The following is a 15946-nucleotide window of genomic DNA, read 5'->3' as shown; positions in this document are numbered from 1 at the left end:
TGAGGCTCCTGTTATGGCGCAACGCAAATCACCATATTTTACGCTGCAGCGTCAAAATCGGAAATTTACGCTGTGGCGTAAAGAGAATCAATTTTGCACCCCCGACAAAGGGCCGAATTGGATGGAGATATACACCTGCAACACCGGGATGCCGGTCAAGGACGCGTTTTGGTACGCGCCTCCTGTGCCATCATCGCCCGCGCCTTCTGCCGCGCAGCACCCGCATAGCGCACGACCATCGCGCGGCTGGTGTGGCCGGTCACGGCCATGATCAGTTCGTCCGACAGGCCCAGCGCGGCCAGTTCCGACGCGGTGGTGTGGCGCAGGGCGTGGATGTCGTAGTCTTCGGCGCCGATCTCCTTGCGCACCTGCATCACCGCGTAAGCCGCGACGCGATAGCTGAGCGGGAAGCCGTCTTCGGCCGCCACGATCGTCTCCCCGGTCCGCAGGGTGGCCTCCAGCACCGCGGCCAGGCGGGGCGTGAAGGGAACCCACAGCTCGGCGCCCGTCTTGTTCTGGCGCACGTTGATGCCGTCGCCCTCGATATCGTCCCAGCGCATTTTCAGCACATCGCCGATCCGCTGCCCGGTGCCAAGGCACAGCTCGAAGATCAGCAGCGCCCGGCCTGTGGCCTTTTCGCGATAGGCCGCGATCATCTCGGCCGGCCAGGGCTTGCGCGGTGATGTCTTGCTTTTCAGCATCGAGACGCCGCGGGCCGGGTTGCGCTCGGTCCAGCCGATGTCGATGGCATGCTCGAACAGCACCCGGAGCACCTGCACGAGGTAGTTCGCCCAGCGCACCTTTTCGGCATTGTCCATCTGCATCTGGATGACATGGCGCCGCTTCATCCGGGTGGGATCAAGCCCGCCAAGCTTTTCCTCGAAGAACAGCAGGCACCTGTCGTAGTCGCGCCTGGTCCGGGGCGCGAGCTTCTCGAAACGGTAGCTGCGCTTGTAATGGGCGATCAGGACCTTGAAATTGCGCTTAGGCGGTGTCGCCTCCAACCCCCTGCGGGCCGCCTCGTAGCGGGCGAGGAAGTCGGGAGAGTCCGGCGGGGGCAAGCGCGTGCGGTTGCCCAGTCGCTCGAAATACCAGTAGGTTTTCCCGCGCGAAACCTTCTTGCGCAGATGGGGAAGCTGGACCTTCTTCAACTTGAGAAGTCCACTGCATCGAACAGGTCGCTCAGCGCCTCGCCTCCCTTGGTGACGACGCGAATTTCCTGTCCCTTCACGGCATAGGCCGAAACGTCGAGTCCCGCCTTCTTTGCCGCCGACAGAACGCGCATGATTTCGGCCTGCGTCGGGGCGCGCCTGGGCTTGTCAGTGTCGTCCATCTTGATCCTCCTCGTTTTCACGGGCCGCCAGCACATTCCGCGCCGCCCGCATCCAGTTTCTCGGCAATTCCTCCAGCGTTTCCGCCATGGCGTGCACTCCGAACACCTGCAGCGAGACCAGTGCCGGGCGGTAGATGCCGGGCAATTCCGACGGCAGGTCCCATCGTCCTCCGTTCGTGATCACCGCCCGCTTGAGGGCATCGAGGCGATGGGCGGCCGGCAATGCGGCCAAGGCATCGACCAGCGCGCCAAGCGCCGCGGTTTCAGGCTTGTCGTCCATCAGCCGTAGCGGTGTTTCACAGTCAACAGGCATCCGCAGACAAATCCCTGTTTTTCATCGGTTTTTGCTGACAACGGCCCGCATTCGCGCGGCGTTTTCCGGCCGTTTCCGCCGGTTCGCCCGAAAACGCCGGGAAAAAGTGGCAAACGGGGACATTCAGGGCCCTGGCGGCACGCCACAGGCGCGACGCCGCGATGCGGTTCTGGCCGGTTTCGTATTTCTGGATCTGCTGGAACCGCACACCCACCGCCCTAGCCAGTTCCGGCTGGGTCATGCCCAGCTCAAGGCGGCGTTCGCGTATCCTCCGCCCCACATGAAGATCGACCGGGTCCGTCATGGCGATACCCCGTCCAGCGCCCGCACCGCGCGCCCGATCGCCTGGGCCTCTTCATCCGGACGCACCAAGGTGAGGCCGCTGAGCACCTCGCCATCGGCGGTTTCGACGTCAAAGAACTGCCGGCCGAAGGTGCGCGCAACCACGCGGGCGTGAAACTCGGGCTCGCCGGGCCCGCGACGGGCGATGACCGGGGCTCCCAGGTTGATGGTGTGGCGCATTCGGTGTCGGGCCGGCCTGCGCTCTGTCTTCTTTCTGCTCATCTCGATTTTACCCATTTCGCCACGTTTGCGAGAAAATCGACGGGCGGGCATGTCCGTGAGTGGTGCTCTTGCGGCCCGCCCGTCAGGTGTCGGGGCGCTCAGTGCCGCGCCCCGCAGAGGCATCTGCAATCCGTCATTTCACGTTGCCCGCAGGCTGCCGCTGGACGACGACCAATCGGTTCAGCCCGGACTGGCTGATCGTCTGCCCTCGGGCAGCCTTGAGAACCGCCCAGGCCCAGCGCCGCAGGCTCTGTTGTTGAACCTCGTCAGGTCTGGCGATGACCGCCCTTGCCCTTTGGATGATCGGCCCGGTGATCGCCGGGCTTGTGGATGCGCCCCTCAAGCCGAAAACTCCTCGTTGCCGGTGTGTTCTCACACCCGCATCGATAACTGGAGAATTTTTCCAGTGTCAACAAAATTCTGGAAACTTTTTCGAGAATTTTTTTGTTGACGCTCTCCCATATGGAGAAAATGATGCCGCAATCATGCGAGCGATTCTTGGAAAATTTGTCGTAATGATCCACGAGAAGTTGTTGTTCGGCTGGTGCAACACCTTCGGCACATCCCTTGATCGTACCTTTCAGTCGCCCGCATTCAGATTGTTGAGAATGCTGGAGCGCAGATGCTCTGGCAGATCTGACAAGCGGCCACGGAACAGATAGTCCATGCTGACCCCCCAACGTTCTGCGATAATGAAAGCCGCTTCCGATCTGAGCTGCTTCTCGCCGTGCACGGTCTTTGTGTAGCTGCTCGGGTCGAGGCCGAAACTATCGGCAAACTCCTTCCGGGTCAGACCCAGCGCGCGCCGCAAGGCCTCCAGGCGGCTCCCGACGCCACGCATGTCAATCCGGGGCATATCTTTGCGATTCTTCATACATACAGGTAGGCGCATAATCGAAAAAATTTCCATAGAATTTTCGCTACATCTTGACGGCCGGAAAATTTTTCCAGTATCCAGAGGCATGGACGTAATTTCCAGCATACGTGACCTCATCGGCTGACCTGCCCCCCAATGGTCCCTCATTCATAACGAGAGTCTGCGGGTTTGGTTTTCATAATCTGCGGTTTCGGTTTGGGCAAGCGCGCCGGGCGCGGAGCCTTTGGGTCGCTCAAGCGTCCGGCGCGCTTGGGCCGGCGTCTGGTTCCCCAGCGATGAGTGGGGCCTGACGTTGTTATAATCATAGCGCCACAGGGCCAGTTTTCGGCGGGCGTCATCGAGAGTATCGAACAGCTCCTCGTTCAGAAGCTCGTCACGCAGGCTGCCATTGAACGACTCGATGAAGGCATTTTGCTGAGGCTTGCCAGGATCGATGTAATGCCAGTCGACGTCATTGTCGTCCGCCCATTTGAGGATCGCCCGACTGGTGAACTCGGTCCCATTGTCAGAAACAATGCTTTCAGGCTTGCCATGGAGGCGGACAAGAGCATCAAGCTCGCGCGCCACACGCGCGCCCGAGATGCTGGTGTCGGCAACCAGGCAGAGGTTCTCGCGACAGCAATCGTCGATCACCGCCAGGATGCGGAACCGACGCGAAGCACCAAACGTGTCGGAGACAAAGTCCAGGCTCCATCGCTGGTTTGGCCTGATCGCCTCGGGCATTGGCGTCCTCGAGCCTCTGGCGCGCTTGCGCCCGCGCCGCCGTTTCACCGACAACCCTTCTTCGCGATACAGGCGATAGAGTTTCTTGTGGTTCATGATCATTCCCTTGCGTTCGAGCAACACGCCGATCCGTCGGTAACCGAAACGGCGGCGCTTGCCCGCAATCTGCTTCATCGCTTCGCGGATCTCCGGATGGTCCGGCGGGCGTTCGCGCCGGACCGTCTTGGGATCGACACCGACCAGCCTGCAGGCCCGGCGCTGCGAGATGCCATGATCCCGCATCGCCCGCAGCGCTGCATCACGCCGCGCGCTCGGCGTCGTCAGTTCTTTCCCAGGAGATCCTTCAGGACCGCGTTGTCCAGCATCGCATCGGCCAACAGGCGCTTGAGCTTGGCATTCTCGTCCTCAAGCATCTTCAGGCGCTTCACGTCCGAAAGCCCCATGCCGCCGTATTTCGACTTGTACTTGTAGAACGTCGCCGGGCTCAGCCCATGCCGGCGACAAACCTCCACCGTCGGCATTCCGGCCTCCTGTTCCTTGATCATCGCAATGATTTGCGCCTCCGTAAAACGGCTCTTTCGCATTCGTCTGCTCCTTTCTGATCGGGCAGACTCTACTTCAAAATGCGGGCGTTGGCGGGGGGCAGGTCACGGCCTCTGGCCCACCCGGTCCAGTCTTGCCGATGACCTCCGCGCCCTCTCACCTGGCATCGACGTGACCACGGCCCGGGTTCACAAATGGGCAGAGAATGGCGCGATTCCTGCCAGATACCAGCTCCCGGTTCTGATGGCCGGACGCCGAAGGGGGTTCGACCTGTCCGCGGAACTGATCCTCAGACTGCATGCGCCACGTAGCGGTGAACCGAAGCCGAGGCGATGATGAGCGGGCGGGATGGCATGACTGACGCAAGTGCAAAGGCTCACAACGACCGCCTGCTTCTTCACGATTCAGCCGACCTGCCGGAATATCCCATTGCCCCGGACGAACGCCTGGAAGGCCACTATTTCGTCCCCTTCTGGTTCAACCGCTGGCTCAACAGCGACTTCCGCCTGCGCGCCAGCGCCGAGGTTCGCGGCTATGGCCTCGACCTGTTCTTCATCGCCCAGAACCAGTCGCCGGTGGGCACCCTGCCCACCGATGACGCCGTATTGGCCAAGCTCCTGATGATCGACCTCGCGACCTGGAAGGATCTGTGCGCGCGCGAGATCGGCCCGCTCTATAACTGGCGCCCCTGCCGCTGCGGCGACGCGGTGCGGCTGATGCACCCGGTGGTCACGGAACAGGCGCTCGATGCGCTGAAACGACGGCGGGATCAGTTCGCGGCGCGCGAGCGCGAGCGGGAACGCAAGCGGCTGATCGCGCTGAAACGGCAGATCGTCGAGGCGGGCGGGCATGCCGGCATGACCCGGAACCCCGAATACCTCGGCCGGCTCGATGCCTGGCTGCTCGAAAACTGCCCCGGCAACCGGACCCCGGCCCGGGTGCGCGAAGCGATGGAGGCGCTCGACCAGGGTTTCTGAAACGCGCCGTTTCCTTCCGGCGGAAGAAATCGGGAAGGACGGCGGAAGAAAACAGGAAGGACCGGGACGGATTTCGGAAGGAAGGGGAAAGTCCGCGCGCATTCTCTCCGCGGAATTCCGCTCTGACAGGACAAGAAATGACATGAAAAGAAAGAACAATTCCGCGCCGCACCCGGAACCGAGCAGCAAGACCAATGAAGCCGAAACAGGCTGAGAAAAACAAAGGCATCCTGTCCGACTGGATCGAACGGGCCGCGCTGGCCGAAGAACTCGGCCTCACCCCCGACACGCTGGCGCGCTGGGCGACGACAGGTTTCGGCCCGCCGCGGGTGAAGGTGGGACGGCGCGTGTTCTACCGCCGGTCGGCGGTGCGCAAATGGCTGGAAAAACAGGAAAGGGGGAATGAAAATGGGTGATGTGAGCACGGCGGGATCACCCTATGCCTTGCCTGACGGCCATGTGCAGATCGCCTTTTCCGGCGGTCGGACCTCCGCTTTCATGCTGCATCAGATCCTCGAGGCCAACGGCCCCCTGCCAGATCGCGTGCAGGTCACGTTCCAGAACACCGGCCGGGAAATGCCGCAGACGCTCGATTTCGTGGCAGAAGTCGGCCGGCGTTGGGCGGTGCAGATCGTGTGGCTGGAATACCGGTCCGACGCGCCATTCTTCGAAATCGTCAGCCACAACCGCGCGGCGCGCAGTGGCGAACCGTTCGAGGCGCTGATCCGCAAGCGCCGATACCTGCCAAACCAGCAGGCGCGGTTCTGCACCACGGAGCTGAAGATCAGGACCGCAAAGCGGTATCTCCGCAGCCTGGGCTGGGACCATTGGACCAACTGCGTCGGCCTGCGGGCCGATGAACCGCGACGCCTGAACAAGCCCGCCCCGAAGGATCGCTGGACGGTCTGGACCCCGCTCGCCGATGCCGGCGTGTCCCGGCACGATGTCGCCGCCTTCTGGCGGAGGCAGCCGTTCGACCTGCGCCTGCCGAATGTGGGCGGCCGATGCTGGCTCGGCAACTGCGACGGCTGCTTTCTCAAGAGCGAGGCCAATATCGCTGCCTTCACACGCGAATTCCCGGATCGCGCGGCATGGTGGGAACGGATGGAGGCGCTGGCGTCGGGCCTGACCTCCGGGTCGGCGGCGCATTGGTCGAAGCGATACTCGCGCGCGGAAATGCGCGACTTCATGGCGCGACAGGGAGATTGGGCGCTCGGGACCGAGGGCGCCCTGTGTCAGGCCGATGGCGGGGAGTGTTTCGCATGATCCGAAAACGCAGGAACAAGTTTTCCGCCAAGCGCACCGTGCTCGACGGGATTCCGTTCGATTCCAAGCGCGAAGCGAAGCGCTGGGCCGAGCTGTGCCTGCTGGAGAAGGCTGGCGAGATTGCCGACCTGCGCCGGCAGGTGCCGCTGGACCTGGAAGGCCGCGACGGGCCACTGTTGACCCGGACGGGACGGCGCATGCGACTGACCGTGGATTTCGCCTACACCGACCTGCGCACCGGGCTGACGGTCTATGAGGACGCCAAGGGCGTGCCGACTCGCGACTACGAGGTACGCCGGGCAGTGGCGGCGGCGCAGGGGATCGAGGTGATCGAGATATGAAACAGCGGCAGTACACGCTGCGCGAGGTCGAGGACCGGTTCGAGGACGCCGCCCGCACCCTCCGCCGTCTGCCCGACCCACCGGGCTCAGGCCCCAGGGGCTACGGCCGCTCCTGGCCGGAATACGTGCATGAAGCCAAGCACGCCTATGGCTGGCACCAAGCGACGATGAAGATTGTGCCGTCGGCGGCCGAGATCGCCCGGATGGAGGAATGCCTCGAATGGCTGAGTCTCGTCGATCCGGTCGATGCCAAGATCATCTGGCTGCGCGCCGAGGGCTATCGCTGGCGGCAGGTGTGCATCCAGACCGGCCTCGTCCGACAGACGGCCTGGCGGCGCTGGGTGGCGGCGTTGCAGACCGTCACGAACCGGCTCAACGGTCGGGTCAGGTCCGGGCAGAGCGCTGGTGGGGTAGAACGGAACGCTTCGTCCGCGTCTCGGCACGCATCGACGTAATGCTGTCCTCCTGATGAATTGCGTTCACAGGGGGTAAGGCCACAGCCATGTTCAACGTCTTTTATTTTTGTTGAACACAGGCTATGCTCAACAAACCGGAATTTTGTTGAACACGAAAGGCCGCCCCTTGTTCAAGCGCCACTCGCCCACGGCTCACGCTGCCTATCACGACCTGCTCCGGTCGCTTCAGGATGATGCGGCCTCGGAAATCCGCGGCACACCGACGCGCGTCGAGCGCAACGGCAAGGTCTACTGGTATGATACCTACCGTGTCGGCTCGGACGTGAAAAAGCGCTATATCGGCGAGGACAGCGACGAACTGCGCGCCCGCCTGAAGAAACACGAAGCCCTGAAAGCCGAGACGGAAGCCCGCCGCAAGGCACGAACCCGCCTTGTCCGCCTGCTGCGCGCCGAAGGTTTTCTAGGCGTGGATGCCGGCACCGGCAGCCTGCTTGCCGCCATGGCGGCGGCTGGTGTGTTCCGGCTTGGCGGAACAATCGTCGGCACACACGCTTTCCGGCTTTACGAGGGTGAACTTGGTGTCCGGTTCGATCTCGACATGGCTGCGCAGACCGGCGACATCGACATTGCAAGCTTCTCGCGCCTGTCACTGGCATTGGGGGATGTGGCATCGCCACCTTTGCAGGAGGTTTTCCGAGACTTTTCCTTCGTTCCACAGCCTGGTTTGCGGAAAGGACGCACATGGCGCTGGAAGCAGACAGCGGGCGACACTCTGGTGGAGTTCCTGACCCCATCCTTCGAAGCGGACGAGGGGCTTCGCGAACTGCCCGCGCTGGGCGTGGATGCACAGGCCCTGCATCACCTGAACTATCTGATCGCGGAACCGATCAGGGCGGCCGTGACCTATCGCAGCGGTGTGCTCGCCCAGATCCCGCGCCCCGAGCGGTTCGCGATCCACAAGCTCATTGTCGCGGATCGCCGCCGCGTGGGAGAAGAGGCACTCAAGTCCGAAAAAGACCGGCGCCAAGCGGCGTTCCTGATCGAGGTGCTTGCCGAGGACCGCCCGGACGAGTTGCGCGAGGCTCATGAGGATGCGTTGTCGCGTGGACCTAAATGGCGCGAGAGAATCGCGGCCTCGCTGGAACGCATGCCGGAAACGCGGGCGATATTGGAGGGCTTGTGACGGCTCCCACCGACCGGGAAACGGCCAAGGTCACGTCCTGAACGTTTGAAGCGGAGAAACCACCAAACCGGTGAGAATGGCCTATTTCTCAACAGGCTGAGAAGCAAAGATATTCTGATCGTTCGTCGTCGTTCGGATGGCGCTGGACGTGGCGAAAGCGGATGAAACCGTCGAACTTTGGGCGCGACATTTTCGGGCGTTTCGTGGCAGAAAACGGATAGGCTCGAAGAAGCCTGCTCTCCTCAAGCCACGCCATTCCCCCACCTTGGGTCCTCCCGGGCCGAGATCGTATACGGGGGGGCTAGGCGCGGCATTTCTCTAGCGACAGGGTGTTGTTTTGGGTCCGCGGTCCGCGGGTCCGCACCCCTTGTTGGAAACAGGAAACCTCAAGTTTTACAGGGCCCTGAGCCAATCGCGACCGGGTGCGGACCCAGGCATTTGGGTCCGCACTTTGGGTCCGCGCGTCCGCACCCGGGTCCGCGGGTGGTCCGCATCCCCAAGAGATACCGCCTCCCTGCTGGCAACTTTGGCCCCGCCTTTGCGCGGGGCCGTTTTCTTTCGGGGCCAGGCAAACGCAAGGAAAGACCGTGAAGATCAGGATGACACCGCTGGGCGACCTCACCCCCTACGCCGGGAACGCCCGCACCCACTCCGATGCGCAGATCGCCCAGATTGCGGCCTCGATCGAGGAATTCGGCTTCACCAACCCGATTCTTGCCGATGGCGAAGGCGTGATCATCGCAGGCCACGGTCGTCTGCTGGCCGCGCAGCGCCTCGGGATGGACAAGGTGCCGGTCATCACGCTGGACCACCTGAGCGAGGCCCAGCACCGCGCGCTCGTGATCGCGGACAACAAGATCGCCGAGAATGCCGGCTGGGACGAGGAACTGCTGCGGGCAGAACTGCAGGCCCTGCAGGAGATGGACGTCGACCTCGACCTGGTCGGGTTTTCCGACGAGGAACTGGACGAGCTGTTCGACGGGCTGGGGGACGACGACGAACCCGAGGGCGACATCGCCCCCGCCCCGGTGCCCCAGCCGCCCGAAGACCCGGTCACCCGTCCGGGCGATCTCTGGCTGCTTGGCAACCACCGCATTCTGTGCGGCGACAGCACCAACCTGAAGGACGTCGAGCGCCTGATGGACGGCCAGACCGCCGCGCTGTTCTCCACCGACCCGCCCTACCTGGTCGACTACACCGGCGCTGGGCGGCCGGGCGGCGCCGGGCATGACTGGTCGGACCTCTACCGCGAGGTGGACATCAAGGATGCCGAAGGCTTCCTGCGCGCCGTGTTCCGCAACGCGATCAAGGTCACCCGCAAGGACGCCGCCTGGTATTGCTGGCACGCCCACAAGCGCGCCGCCCTGATCGAGGCAATCTGGACGGAACTCGGCATCCTCAACCACCAGCAGATCGTCTGGGTCAAGCCCGCCGCCATTCCCACCCACAGCTACTACCCCTGGCGGCACGAACCCTGCCTGATGGGCTGGCAGCAGGGCAACAAGCCGCCGCACCTGGGCGGGAATGATCACAACGTCACCAGCGTCTGGGAACTGGACTGGGAGGGCGCGGCGCGGCCGGCCGGGGCCGAGCACCCGACCCAGAAGCCGCTCGAGGTATTTGCCATCCCCATGCGCCTGCACACGAAGAAGGGCGAGATCTGCTTCGAGCCGTTCTCGGGCTCCGGCTCGCAGATCGTCGCCGGCGAAGCGCTGGGCCGGAAGGTCTTTGCCATGGAACTGCAGCCGGCCTTCGTGGATGTAGCGATCAAACGTTGGCAGCAGGCAACCGGCCGGCAGGCCGTGCTGGAGGAAACCGGTCAGACCTTTGCCGATGTGGCCGACAACCCGCGCTGATTGCAATCTGATCGGAGGATTTCCATGGGACTTTCTCGTCGCGCCTACGCCCAGCACCGGGGCGTCAGCGAAAAGGCGGTGCGCAAGGCCATCGCCACGGGTCGCATCACGCTGGAGCCAGACGGCACCATCGATCCGGTGAAAGCCGACCGGCAGTGGGAGGCCCAAACCGACCCGGTCAAACGGCATTCCAAGACCGGCCCTGTCTCTGGTGCCGCTCGGAAAACCGTCGATGACACCCTGCGCGAGGCCGGCACAACGGCCCCGGGCGGCCCGGCGGCCTACATGCGCGCGCGTGCGGCACGGGAAATGATCGGCGCCCAGGTCGCCAAGGTGAAGCTCGCGAAGATGAAGGGCGAACTGGTGGATCGGGCCAAGGCCACGGCCCTTGTCTTCGACCTCGCCCGGCGCGAGCGGGACGCCTGGATGAACTGGCCGCCCAAGGTCGCAGCCGACATGGCGGCCGAGCTTGGCGTTGACGCCCATCTGATGGAGCAGGTGCTGGAGCACCACCTCCGCCGGCACCTCGCGGAGCTGGCGGAGATCGAGATTGAGCTCGGATGACGGCGATGGAACAGGGGAGATCAGGAAGGCCTGGCTGAGGGGCCTGGCCCCTGACCCGGCGCTGACGGTGTCCGAGTGGGCCGACCGACACCGGATATTGTCATCCCGTGCAGCCTCGGAAGCCGGCCCCTATCGCACCGCGCGCACCCCCTACATGCGGGGGATCATGGATGCGCTCTCGCCCGGCGATCCCGCCCGGCGCGTGGTGTTCATGAAACCCGCCCAGGTGGGGGCCACCGAGGCCGGCAACAACTGGATCGGGTTCTGCATTCACCGCGCACCGGGGCCGATGCTGGCGGTGCAGCCGACGGTGGATCTGGCCAAGAGGTTGAGCCAGCAGCGCATCGATCCGCTGATCGAGGACAGCCCGGCGCTGAGGGACCTGGTCAGCCCGTCGCGCTCACGCGACAGCGGCAACACGGTGCTGGCCAAGCGCTTCCCGGGCGGGCAGCTGATCCTGACCGGGGCGAACTCGGCGGTGGGCCTGCGCTCGATGCCGGCGCGCTGGGTATTCATGGACGAGGTCGATGCCTATCCGGGCGACGTCGATGGCGAGGGCGACCCGGTGGCGCTGGCCGAAGCCCGCACCAACAGCTTCGGGCATCGGGCGAAGATCTTCCTCGCCTCGACCCCGACGGTGACGGGGCTGAGCCGGATCGAGCGGGAGTTCCTGCTCTCCGACCAGCGCCGGTACTTTGTTCCCTGCCCCCATTGCGGCGGCCTGCAATGGCTGAAGTTCGAGCGCCTGCGCTGGGAGAAGGGCAAGCCGGAAACCGCGGTCTATGTCTGCGAACATTGCGAAGAGCCGATCGAGGAACGCTTCAAGACGCAGATGATGGCCGAGGAGAACGGTGCCTGCTGGCAAAGTACGGCCGACGAAGAAACACGAAAGAAAGCCGAAGCCGCTGGCATTGTCGGCTTCCACATCAACGGCCTCTACTCACCGCTGGGCTGGCTGAGCTGGGCCGCGATTGCCCGCAAGTGGGAAGAAGCAAAGGGCAACGATTCCGCCTTGAAGACGCTGAAGAACACCATCCTCGGTGAGACCTGGGCCGAAAGCGGCGAGGCGCCCGACTGGCAGCGGCTCTACGAGCGCCGCGAGCGCTGGGCGGCAGGCAAGGTGCCGGAACGCGGCCTGTTCCTGACCGCCGGGGCCGATGTGCAGAAGGACCGCCTGGAAATAGACGTCTGGGCCTGGGGACGGGGCCTGGAAAGCTGGCTGGTGGATCACATCGTCATCGACGGCGGGCCGGCCGAACCCGGGGCCTGGGAAGAATTGTCGGGTCTTCTTGGCCACACCTGGCCGCATGAAAACGGCGCCCAGATGCAGATCGGCAAGCTGGCGATCGACACGGGGTATGAATCGGCCGCCGTCTACAGCTGGGCACGCCAGCAGACCGGTGCGCAGGTGTCGCCGGTGAAGGGCGTCGAGGGCTTCAACCGGGCCTCCCCTGTAACGGGCCCGACCTTTGTCGATGCCACCGAGGGCGGCAAGCGCATCCGGCGGGGCGCAAAGCTCTGGACCGTCGCCACCGCCACCTTCAAGGCCGAGACCTATCGGTTTTTGCGCCTGCGCCGGCCGACGTCCGAGGAACGGAAACAGGGCGCCGCCGATCCCCCGGGCTTCGTTCACCTGCCCGACTGGGTGGATTCCGAATGGCTGAAGCAGCTGACCGCCGAACAACTGGTCACCCGCCGAGACCGGCGCGGGTTTGCCAAGCTGGAATGGCAGAAGATGCGCGAGCGCAACGAGGCGCTGGACTGCCGCGTCTACGCCCGCGCCGCCGCCTGGCTGTTCGGGGCTGACCGCTGGGCCGAAAGCACCTGGCAATCGCTGGAGGCGCAGGTGGGGATTGTGCCGGAGGAGGAGGTGACCGGTGCCGAAGAGACGGCCCAGCCGCCCGAACCGACCGCCGGCCAGCCGCGCACCCCGCGGCGCAAGCGGCGGGTCTATACACCGAACATGATGAGGTAAACGATGACCCTTGCAGAGATGCAGGCACAACTGGACGCATTGCTGGCGGCCAGATTCCGCGGCGTGCGCTCGACCAGCTATGACGGCAAGACCGTGACCTACGGCTCGGACGCCGAAATGGCGCGTGCCATTGCCGACCTCGAAGCCCGTATCGCTGCCGTAAGCGGCACAACCGCCAACCGTCGCGTGACCCGCGTCACCGCATCCAAGGGCCTCTGAGATGGCGGTGATGACAGGCCTGCGCAAACGCATCGGTGCCTTCATCGGCGGCTTCGAGGCCGGGCTGCAGGGCCGGCGCCTGCTGCGCTTTCAGGCCAGCCGGGCGCATGTGAACACGCTGATCGCGCAAGCCGGCCCCACCATTACCGCCCGCGCGCGCTGGCTGGTGAGGAACAACGGCTATGCGCTGAATGCACTGGAAAGCTGGACCGGCAATGCGGTAGGCGACGGGGTCAAGCCGACCTCGAAAGTCGAGGACGATGCCCGCAAGGCCGAGATCCAGGCGCTGTGGCAGGAGTGGGTAGCGGAAGCCGATGCCGAAGGCCTGACCGACTTCTACGGGTTGCAGCGGCGCGCCGCGCGGGAGCTGTTCCTCGCCGGCGAGGTGTTCTTCCGCTTCCGGCCGCGCAGGCCCGAGGATGGTCTGTCGGTGCCCTTGCAGCTGCAGATGATCCCGGCCGAGATGCTGCCGCTCGACGACAACCGCGATGTATCTGGTGGCGGCATGATCCGGCAGGGGGTCGAGTTCGACCCCATCGGCCGCCGCGTGGCCTATCACTTCCTGCGCCGGCACCCGGGCGATGTGACGGAAACCGGGCAGGCCGGCGAGAAGGTCCGCGTGCCCGCCTCCGAGGTCATCCACGTCATCGACCCGGTGGAAGCCGGCCAGGTCCGCGGCGTCTCGCGCTTTGCGCCGGCCATCGTCAAGCTGTTCTTCCTCGACCAGTACGATGATGCCGAGCTCGAGCGAAAGAAGGTCAGCTCGATGTTCGCGCTGTTTGTCACCTCGCCGCAGGTGGATGCGCCGCTCGATTCCCCCGACGAGCCCTTGGCGGTAGAGCCCGGCCAGGTGGTGCGGCTCGACCCGGGCGAGGCGATCGATACGCCCTCGCCGCCTGACAGCGGGCCGACCTATGAGCCGTTCCAGTACCGCACGCTGCTGCAGGTCTCGGCAGCCCTGGGCGTGCCCTACTCATATGTCAGCAATGATCTTGCCAAGGCCAACTTCGCGAACTCGCGCCTGTCGATCATCGAGTTCCGGCGGCGGCTGTCGGCCTGGCAGCACCGGGTGCTGATCCACCAGCTGTGCAAGCCGGTCTGGGCCCGCTGGATGGACACGGCCGTGGTGGCGGGAGCGCTGGACCTGCCGGACTACGCCGCCAAGCGCCGCGCCTGGCTGAAATCCGACTGGCTGCCGCCCAAGTGGGACTGGGTCGATCCGCTGAAGGACATCTCGGCCGAGGTGGCCGAGATCGAGGCCGGTCTCAAGAGCCGCTCGATGGCGATGGCCCAGCGTGGATACGACGCCGACCGGGTGGATGCAGAGATTGCCGCCGACCGGGCCCGCGAGGCAGCCCTCGGCCTTGACTTCCGCCGCCCGGGCTCGCCGGCGCAGGGGGCGGCACAGCTGGTCGATGCCCCGAGCGATACCACGGACACTTTGAGCCCATGACCCGAACCGACATGCTTGCCCGCCGGCTCGCCGCCCGCCCGCTGGCGCTGGCGCCGCGCGCGCTGGAGGCGCTTCTGGGCGAAACCCCGGCACCGCAAGCCACCGCCCCCGGCTGGCAGATGACCGAGGGCGGGATTGGGCATCTGCCCGTTCTCGGCCCGTTGATCCAGCGCGGCGACTGGCTGACCGAGATGTTCGGAATTGCCAGCTACGACGACATTGCCGCCGCGGCCGAGGCCGCCTTCACTGAGCCCGGCACCCGCGCGGTGCTGATGGAGATCGACAGCCCCGGTGGCGAGGTTGCGGGGCTGTTCGATCTTGTTGATCGCCTTGCGGCGCTGAAGGCCGAGACCGGCAAGCCGCTCTGGGCAATTGCCCGGGAACAGGCACTGTCGGCGGCGTATTTGGTTGGGGCCGTTGCCGACCGGTTGTTCGTGACGCAAACCGGCGAGGTCGGTTCGGTCGGCGTGATTGCCGTGCACGTGGACCAGAGTGCCCATGACCAAGCCGAGGGCCGCAAATACACCCTGATCCATGCGGGTGCGAAGAAGGCGGATGGCAATCCGCATCTTCCCCTCTCGCCCGAGGCCCTCGCCGACATCCAGGCCGATGTCGATGATCTCTATGCCAGGCTCGTGGCCCGGGTGGCTCGCGCCCGGGGCATGAACCCAGAGGCCGTCGCTGCCACCGAGGCCGCCATCTTCCGCGGTTCGCACGCGGTGGCGGCCGGGCTGGCTGACGGCATCGCCACGCTCGAAAGCGCGCATGCCGACCTGCTGGCCGCGATTGATGCTTTACCACTCACCAGAACCCCCACACGCAAAACCTTTGACAAGGAAAGGACCGACACCATGGCAGTGAAAGGCAAGACTGATGCAAAACCTGCGGCATCGGAGGAAACGACGGAGGCGGGAGCGACTGCGCCCGAGATGGGGGCAACGCCCGAGGCAACTGCCCCGGTCGAAGAACCGGTTCCCGCGCAGGCTCCGGCAATGCGCCCGGCTGGTGGGCCCGCCACGGTGACCCCTTCGGCACCCCCGTCTACCACACCCAATGCCGAGACCGCCGAACAGATCCGAGCCCAGGCAGCCGAGATTGCCGAAATCGCGGCTCAGGCAAGCCGGCTGGGGCTGACCATCGATGCCGCCGAGGCCGTGCGGGCCGGCACGCAACCCGATGCCCTGCGCCGTGCCGTGCTGGAACAACTGGCGAAGACCACCGATGTCACCATCGTCGCCTCCATCGCCCCGCCGACAGTCGAGCCCGCGCCGAAGGAAAGTCCGCTGATTACGGCGGCAAAAGCGGCCGCGGCTGGCGCCACCACCTGAATACTTGCAGATGAA

20 protein-coding genes are annotated in these 15946 nt (G+C 64.9%); 12 read left to right on the top strand and 8 right to left on the bottom strand.

Annotated features, from left to right (window positions below; translation table 11 throughout):
- Window positions 1-155 precede the first annotated feature (155 nt).
- The 8 genes from ACZ5CM_RS05315 to ACZ5CM_RS05280 form a co-directional block, all read right to left on the bottom strand.
- On the bottom strand, window positions 156-1151 hold the full coding sequence (locus tag ACZ5CM_RS05315) for a tyrosine-type recombinase/integrase (protein ID WP_464641674.1): 996 nt from the start codon (window positions 1149-1151) through the stop codon (window positions 156-158).
- Window positions 1148-1333, bottom strand: coding sequence for a hypothetical protein (locus ACZ5CM_RS05310; protein WP_464641673.1), 186 nt, complete (start codon window positions 1331-1333; stop codon window positions 1148-1150). Before ACZ5CM_RS05310 ends, ACZ5CM_RS05315 begins: the two co-directional genes overlap by 4 nt.
- Window positions 1320-1613, bottom strand: a complete 294-nt coding sequence (locus tag ACZ5CM_RS05305; protein WP_464641672.1) for a hypothetical protein — start codon at window positions 1611-1613, stop codon at window positions 1320-1322. Before ACZ5CM_RS05305 ends, ACZ5CM_RS05310 begins: the two co-directional genes overlap by 14 nt.
- A 22-nt stretch (window positions 1614-1635) precedes the next feature.
- On the bottom strand, window positions 1636-1950 hold the full coding sequence (locus ACZ5CM_RS05300; RefSeq protein ID WP_464641671.1) for a helix-turn-helix domain-containing protein: 315 nt from the start codon (window positions 1948-1950) through the stop codon (window positions 1636-1638).
- Window positions 1947-2168 (bottom strand): hypothetical protein, encoded by a 222-nt coding sequence (locus ACZ5CM_RS05295; protein WP_464641670.1) that lies wholly within the window; start codon window positions 2166-2168, stop codon window positions 1947-1949. The genes ACZ5CM_RS05300 and ACZ5CM_RS05295 overlap by 4 nt, the downstream gene beginning before the upstream one ends.
- A gap of 308 nt (window positions 2169-2476) precedes the next feature.
- A complete protein-coding gene (locus ACZ5CM_RS05290) occupies window positions 2477-2734 on the bottom strand; it encodes a hypothetical protein (protein WP_464641669.1) in 258 nt (85 codons plus the stop codon).
- A 56-nt stretch (window positions 2735-2790) separates the two neighbouring features.
- The gene (locus tag ACZ5CM_RS05285) at window positions 2791-3084 is read right to left on the bottom strand and encodes a helix-turn-helix domain-containing protein (RefSeq protein ID WP_464641668.1); all 294 of its coding nucleotides are present in this window, start codon (window positions 3082-3084) and stop codon (window positions 2791-2793) included.
- 150 nt (window positions 3085-3234) lie between these two features.
- Window positions 3235-4394 (bottom strand): IS3 family transposase gene (locus tag ACZ5CM_RS05280; protein WP_464637742.1). Its coding sequence is split into 2 segments (ribosomal slippage): window positions 3235-4145 and window positions 4145-4394, totalling 1161 coding nucleotides; the frame shifts between segments, so codons are not numbered across the junction.
- A gap of 312 nt (window positions 4395-4706) precedes the next feature.
- Here ACZ5CM_RS05280 and ACZ5CM_RS05275 point away from each other — a divergent pair.
- The 12 genes from ACZ5CM_RS05275 (at window position 4707) to ACZ5CM_RS05220 (ending at window position 15931) form a co-directional block, all read left to right on the top strand.
- On the top strand, window positions 4707-5330 hold the full coding sequence (locus ACZ5CM_RS05275; RefSeq protein ID WP_464641667.1) for a hypothetical protein: 624 nt from the start codon (window positions 4707-4709) through the stop codon (window positions 5328-5330).
- Between the two features lie 194 nt (window positions 5331-5524).
- Complete coding sequence (locus tag ACZ5CM_RS05270) at window positions 5525-5746, top strand: helix-turn-helix transcriptional regulator (RefSeq protein ID WP_464641666.1); 222 nt, start codon at window positions 5525-5527, stop codon at window positions 5744-5746.
- Entirely contained in the window at window positions 5733-6596 is an 864-nt protein-coding gene (locus ACZ5CM_RS05265) for a phosphoadenosine phosphosulfate reductase domain-containing protein (RefSeq protein ID WP_464641665.1), read from the top strand. Before ACZ5CM_RS05270 ends, ACZ5CM_RS05265 begins: the two co-directional genes overlap by 14 nt.
- A complete protein-coding gene (locus ACZ5CM_RS05260) occupies window positions 6593-6937 on the top strand; it encodes a DUF1064 domain-containing protein (protein WP_464641664.1) in 345 nt (114 codons plus the stop codon). The genes ACZ5CM_RS05265 and ACZ5CM_RS05260 overlap by 4 nt, the downstream gene beginning before the upstream one ends.
- Window positions 6934-7392, top strand: coding sequence for a DUF6362 family protein (locus tag ACZ5CM_RS05255; protein WP_464641663.1), 459 nt, complete (start codon window positions 6934-6936; stop codon window positions 7390-7392). Before ACZ5CM_RS05260 ends, ACZ5CM_RS05255 begins: the two co-directional genes overlap by 4 nt.
- Before the next feature lie 127 nt (window positions 7393-7519).
- Complete coding sequence (locus ACZ5CM_RS05250; protein ID WP_464642501.1) at window positions 7520-8536, top strand: nucleotidyltransferase family protein; 1017 nt, start codon at window positions 7520-7522, stop codon at window positions 8534-8536.
- A 587-nt stretch (window positions 8537-9123) separates the two neighbouring features.
- Window positions 9124-10392, top strand: coding sequence for a DNA methyltransferase (locus ACZ5CM_RS05245; protein WP_464641662.1), 1269 nt, complete (start codon window positions 9124-9126; stop codon window positions 10390-10392).
- A 24-nt stretch (window positions 10393-10416) separates the two neighbouring features.
- Window positions 10417-10956 (top strand): elements of external origin, encoded by a 540-nt coding sequence (locus ACZ5CM_RS05240; RefSeq protein ID WP_464641661.1) that lies wholly within the window; start codon window positions 10417-10419, stop codon window positions 10954-10956.
- The gene (locus tag ACZ5CM_RS05235) at window positions 10943-12931 is read left to right on the top strand and encodes a phage terminase large subunit family protein (protein WP_464641660.1); all 1989 of its coding nucleotides are present in this window, start codon (window positions 10943-10945) and stop codon (window positions 12929-12931) included. Before ACZ5CM_RS05240 ends, ACZ5CM_RS05235 begins: the two co-directional genes overlap by 14 nt.
- A 3-nt stretch (window positions 12932-12934) precedes the next feature.
- Complete coding sequence (locus ACZ5CM_RS05230; protein ID WP_464641659.1) at window positions 12935-13150, top strand: phage head-tail joining protein; 216 nt, start codon at window positions 12935-12937, stop codon at window positions 13148-13150.
- Between the two features lies 1 nt (window position 13151).
- Window positions 13152-14603 carry a phage portal protein gene (locus ACZ5CM_RS05225; protein ID WP_464641658.1) on the top strand — a complete coding sequence of 484 codons (1452 nt, stop codon included), beginning with the start codon at window positions 13152-13154 and terminating at the stop codon, window positions 14601-14603.
- Window positions 14600-15931 (top strand): S49 family peptidase, encoded by a 1332-nt coding sequence (locus tag ACZ5CM_RS05220; RefSeq protein WP_464641657.1) that lies wholly within the window; start codon window positions 14600-14602, stop codon window positions 15929-15931. Before ACZ5CM_RS05225 ends, ACZ5CM_RS05220 begins: the two co-directional genes overlap by 4 nt.
- Window positions 15932-15946: the final 15 nt, after the last annotated feature.

Source organism: Piezobacter thermophilus (assembly GCF_055386745.1).
The sequence above is the reverse complement of the archived record's forward strand: the minus strand, read 5'-3'. Positions and strand labels throughout refer to the sequence as shown.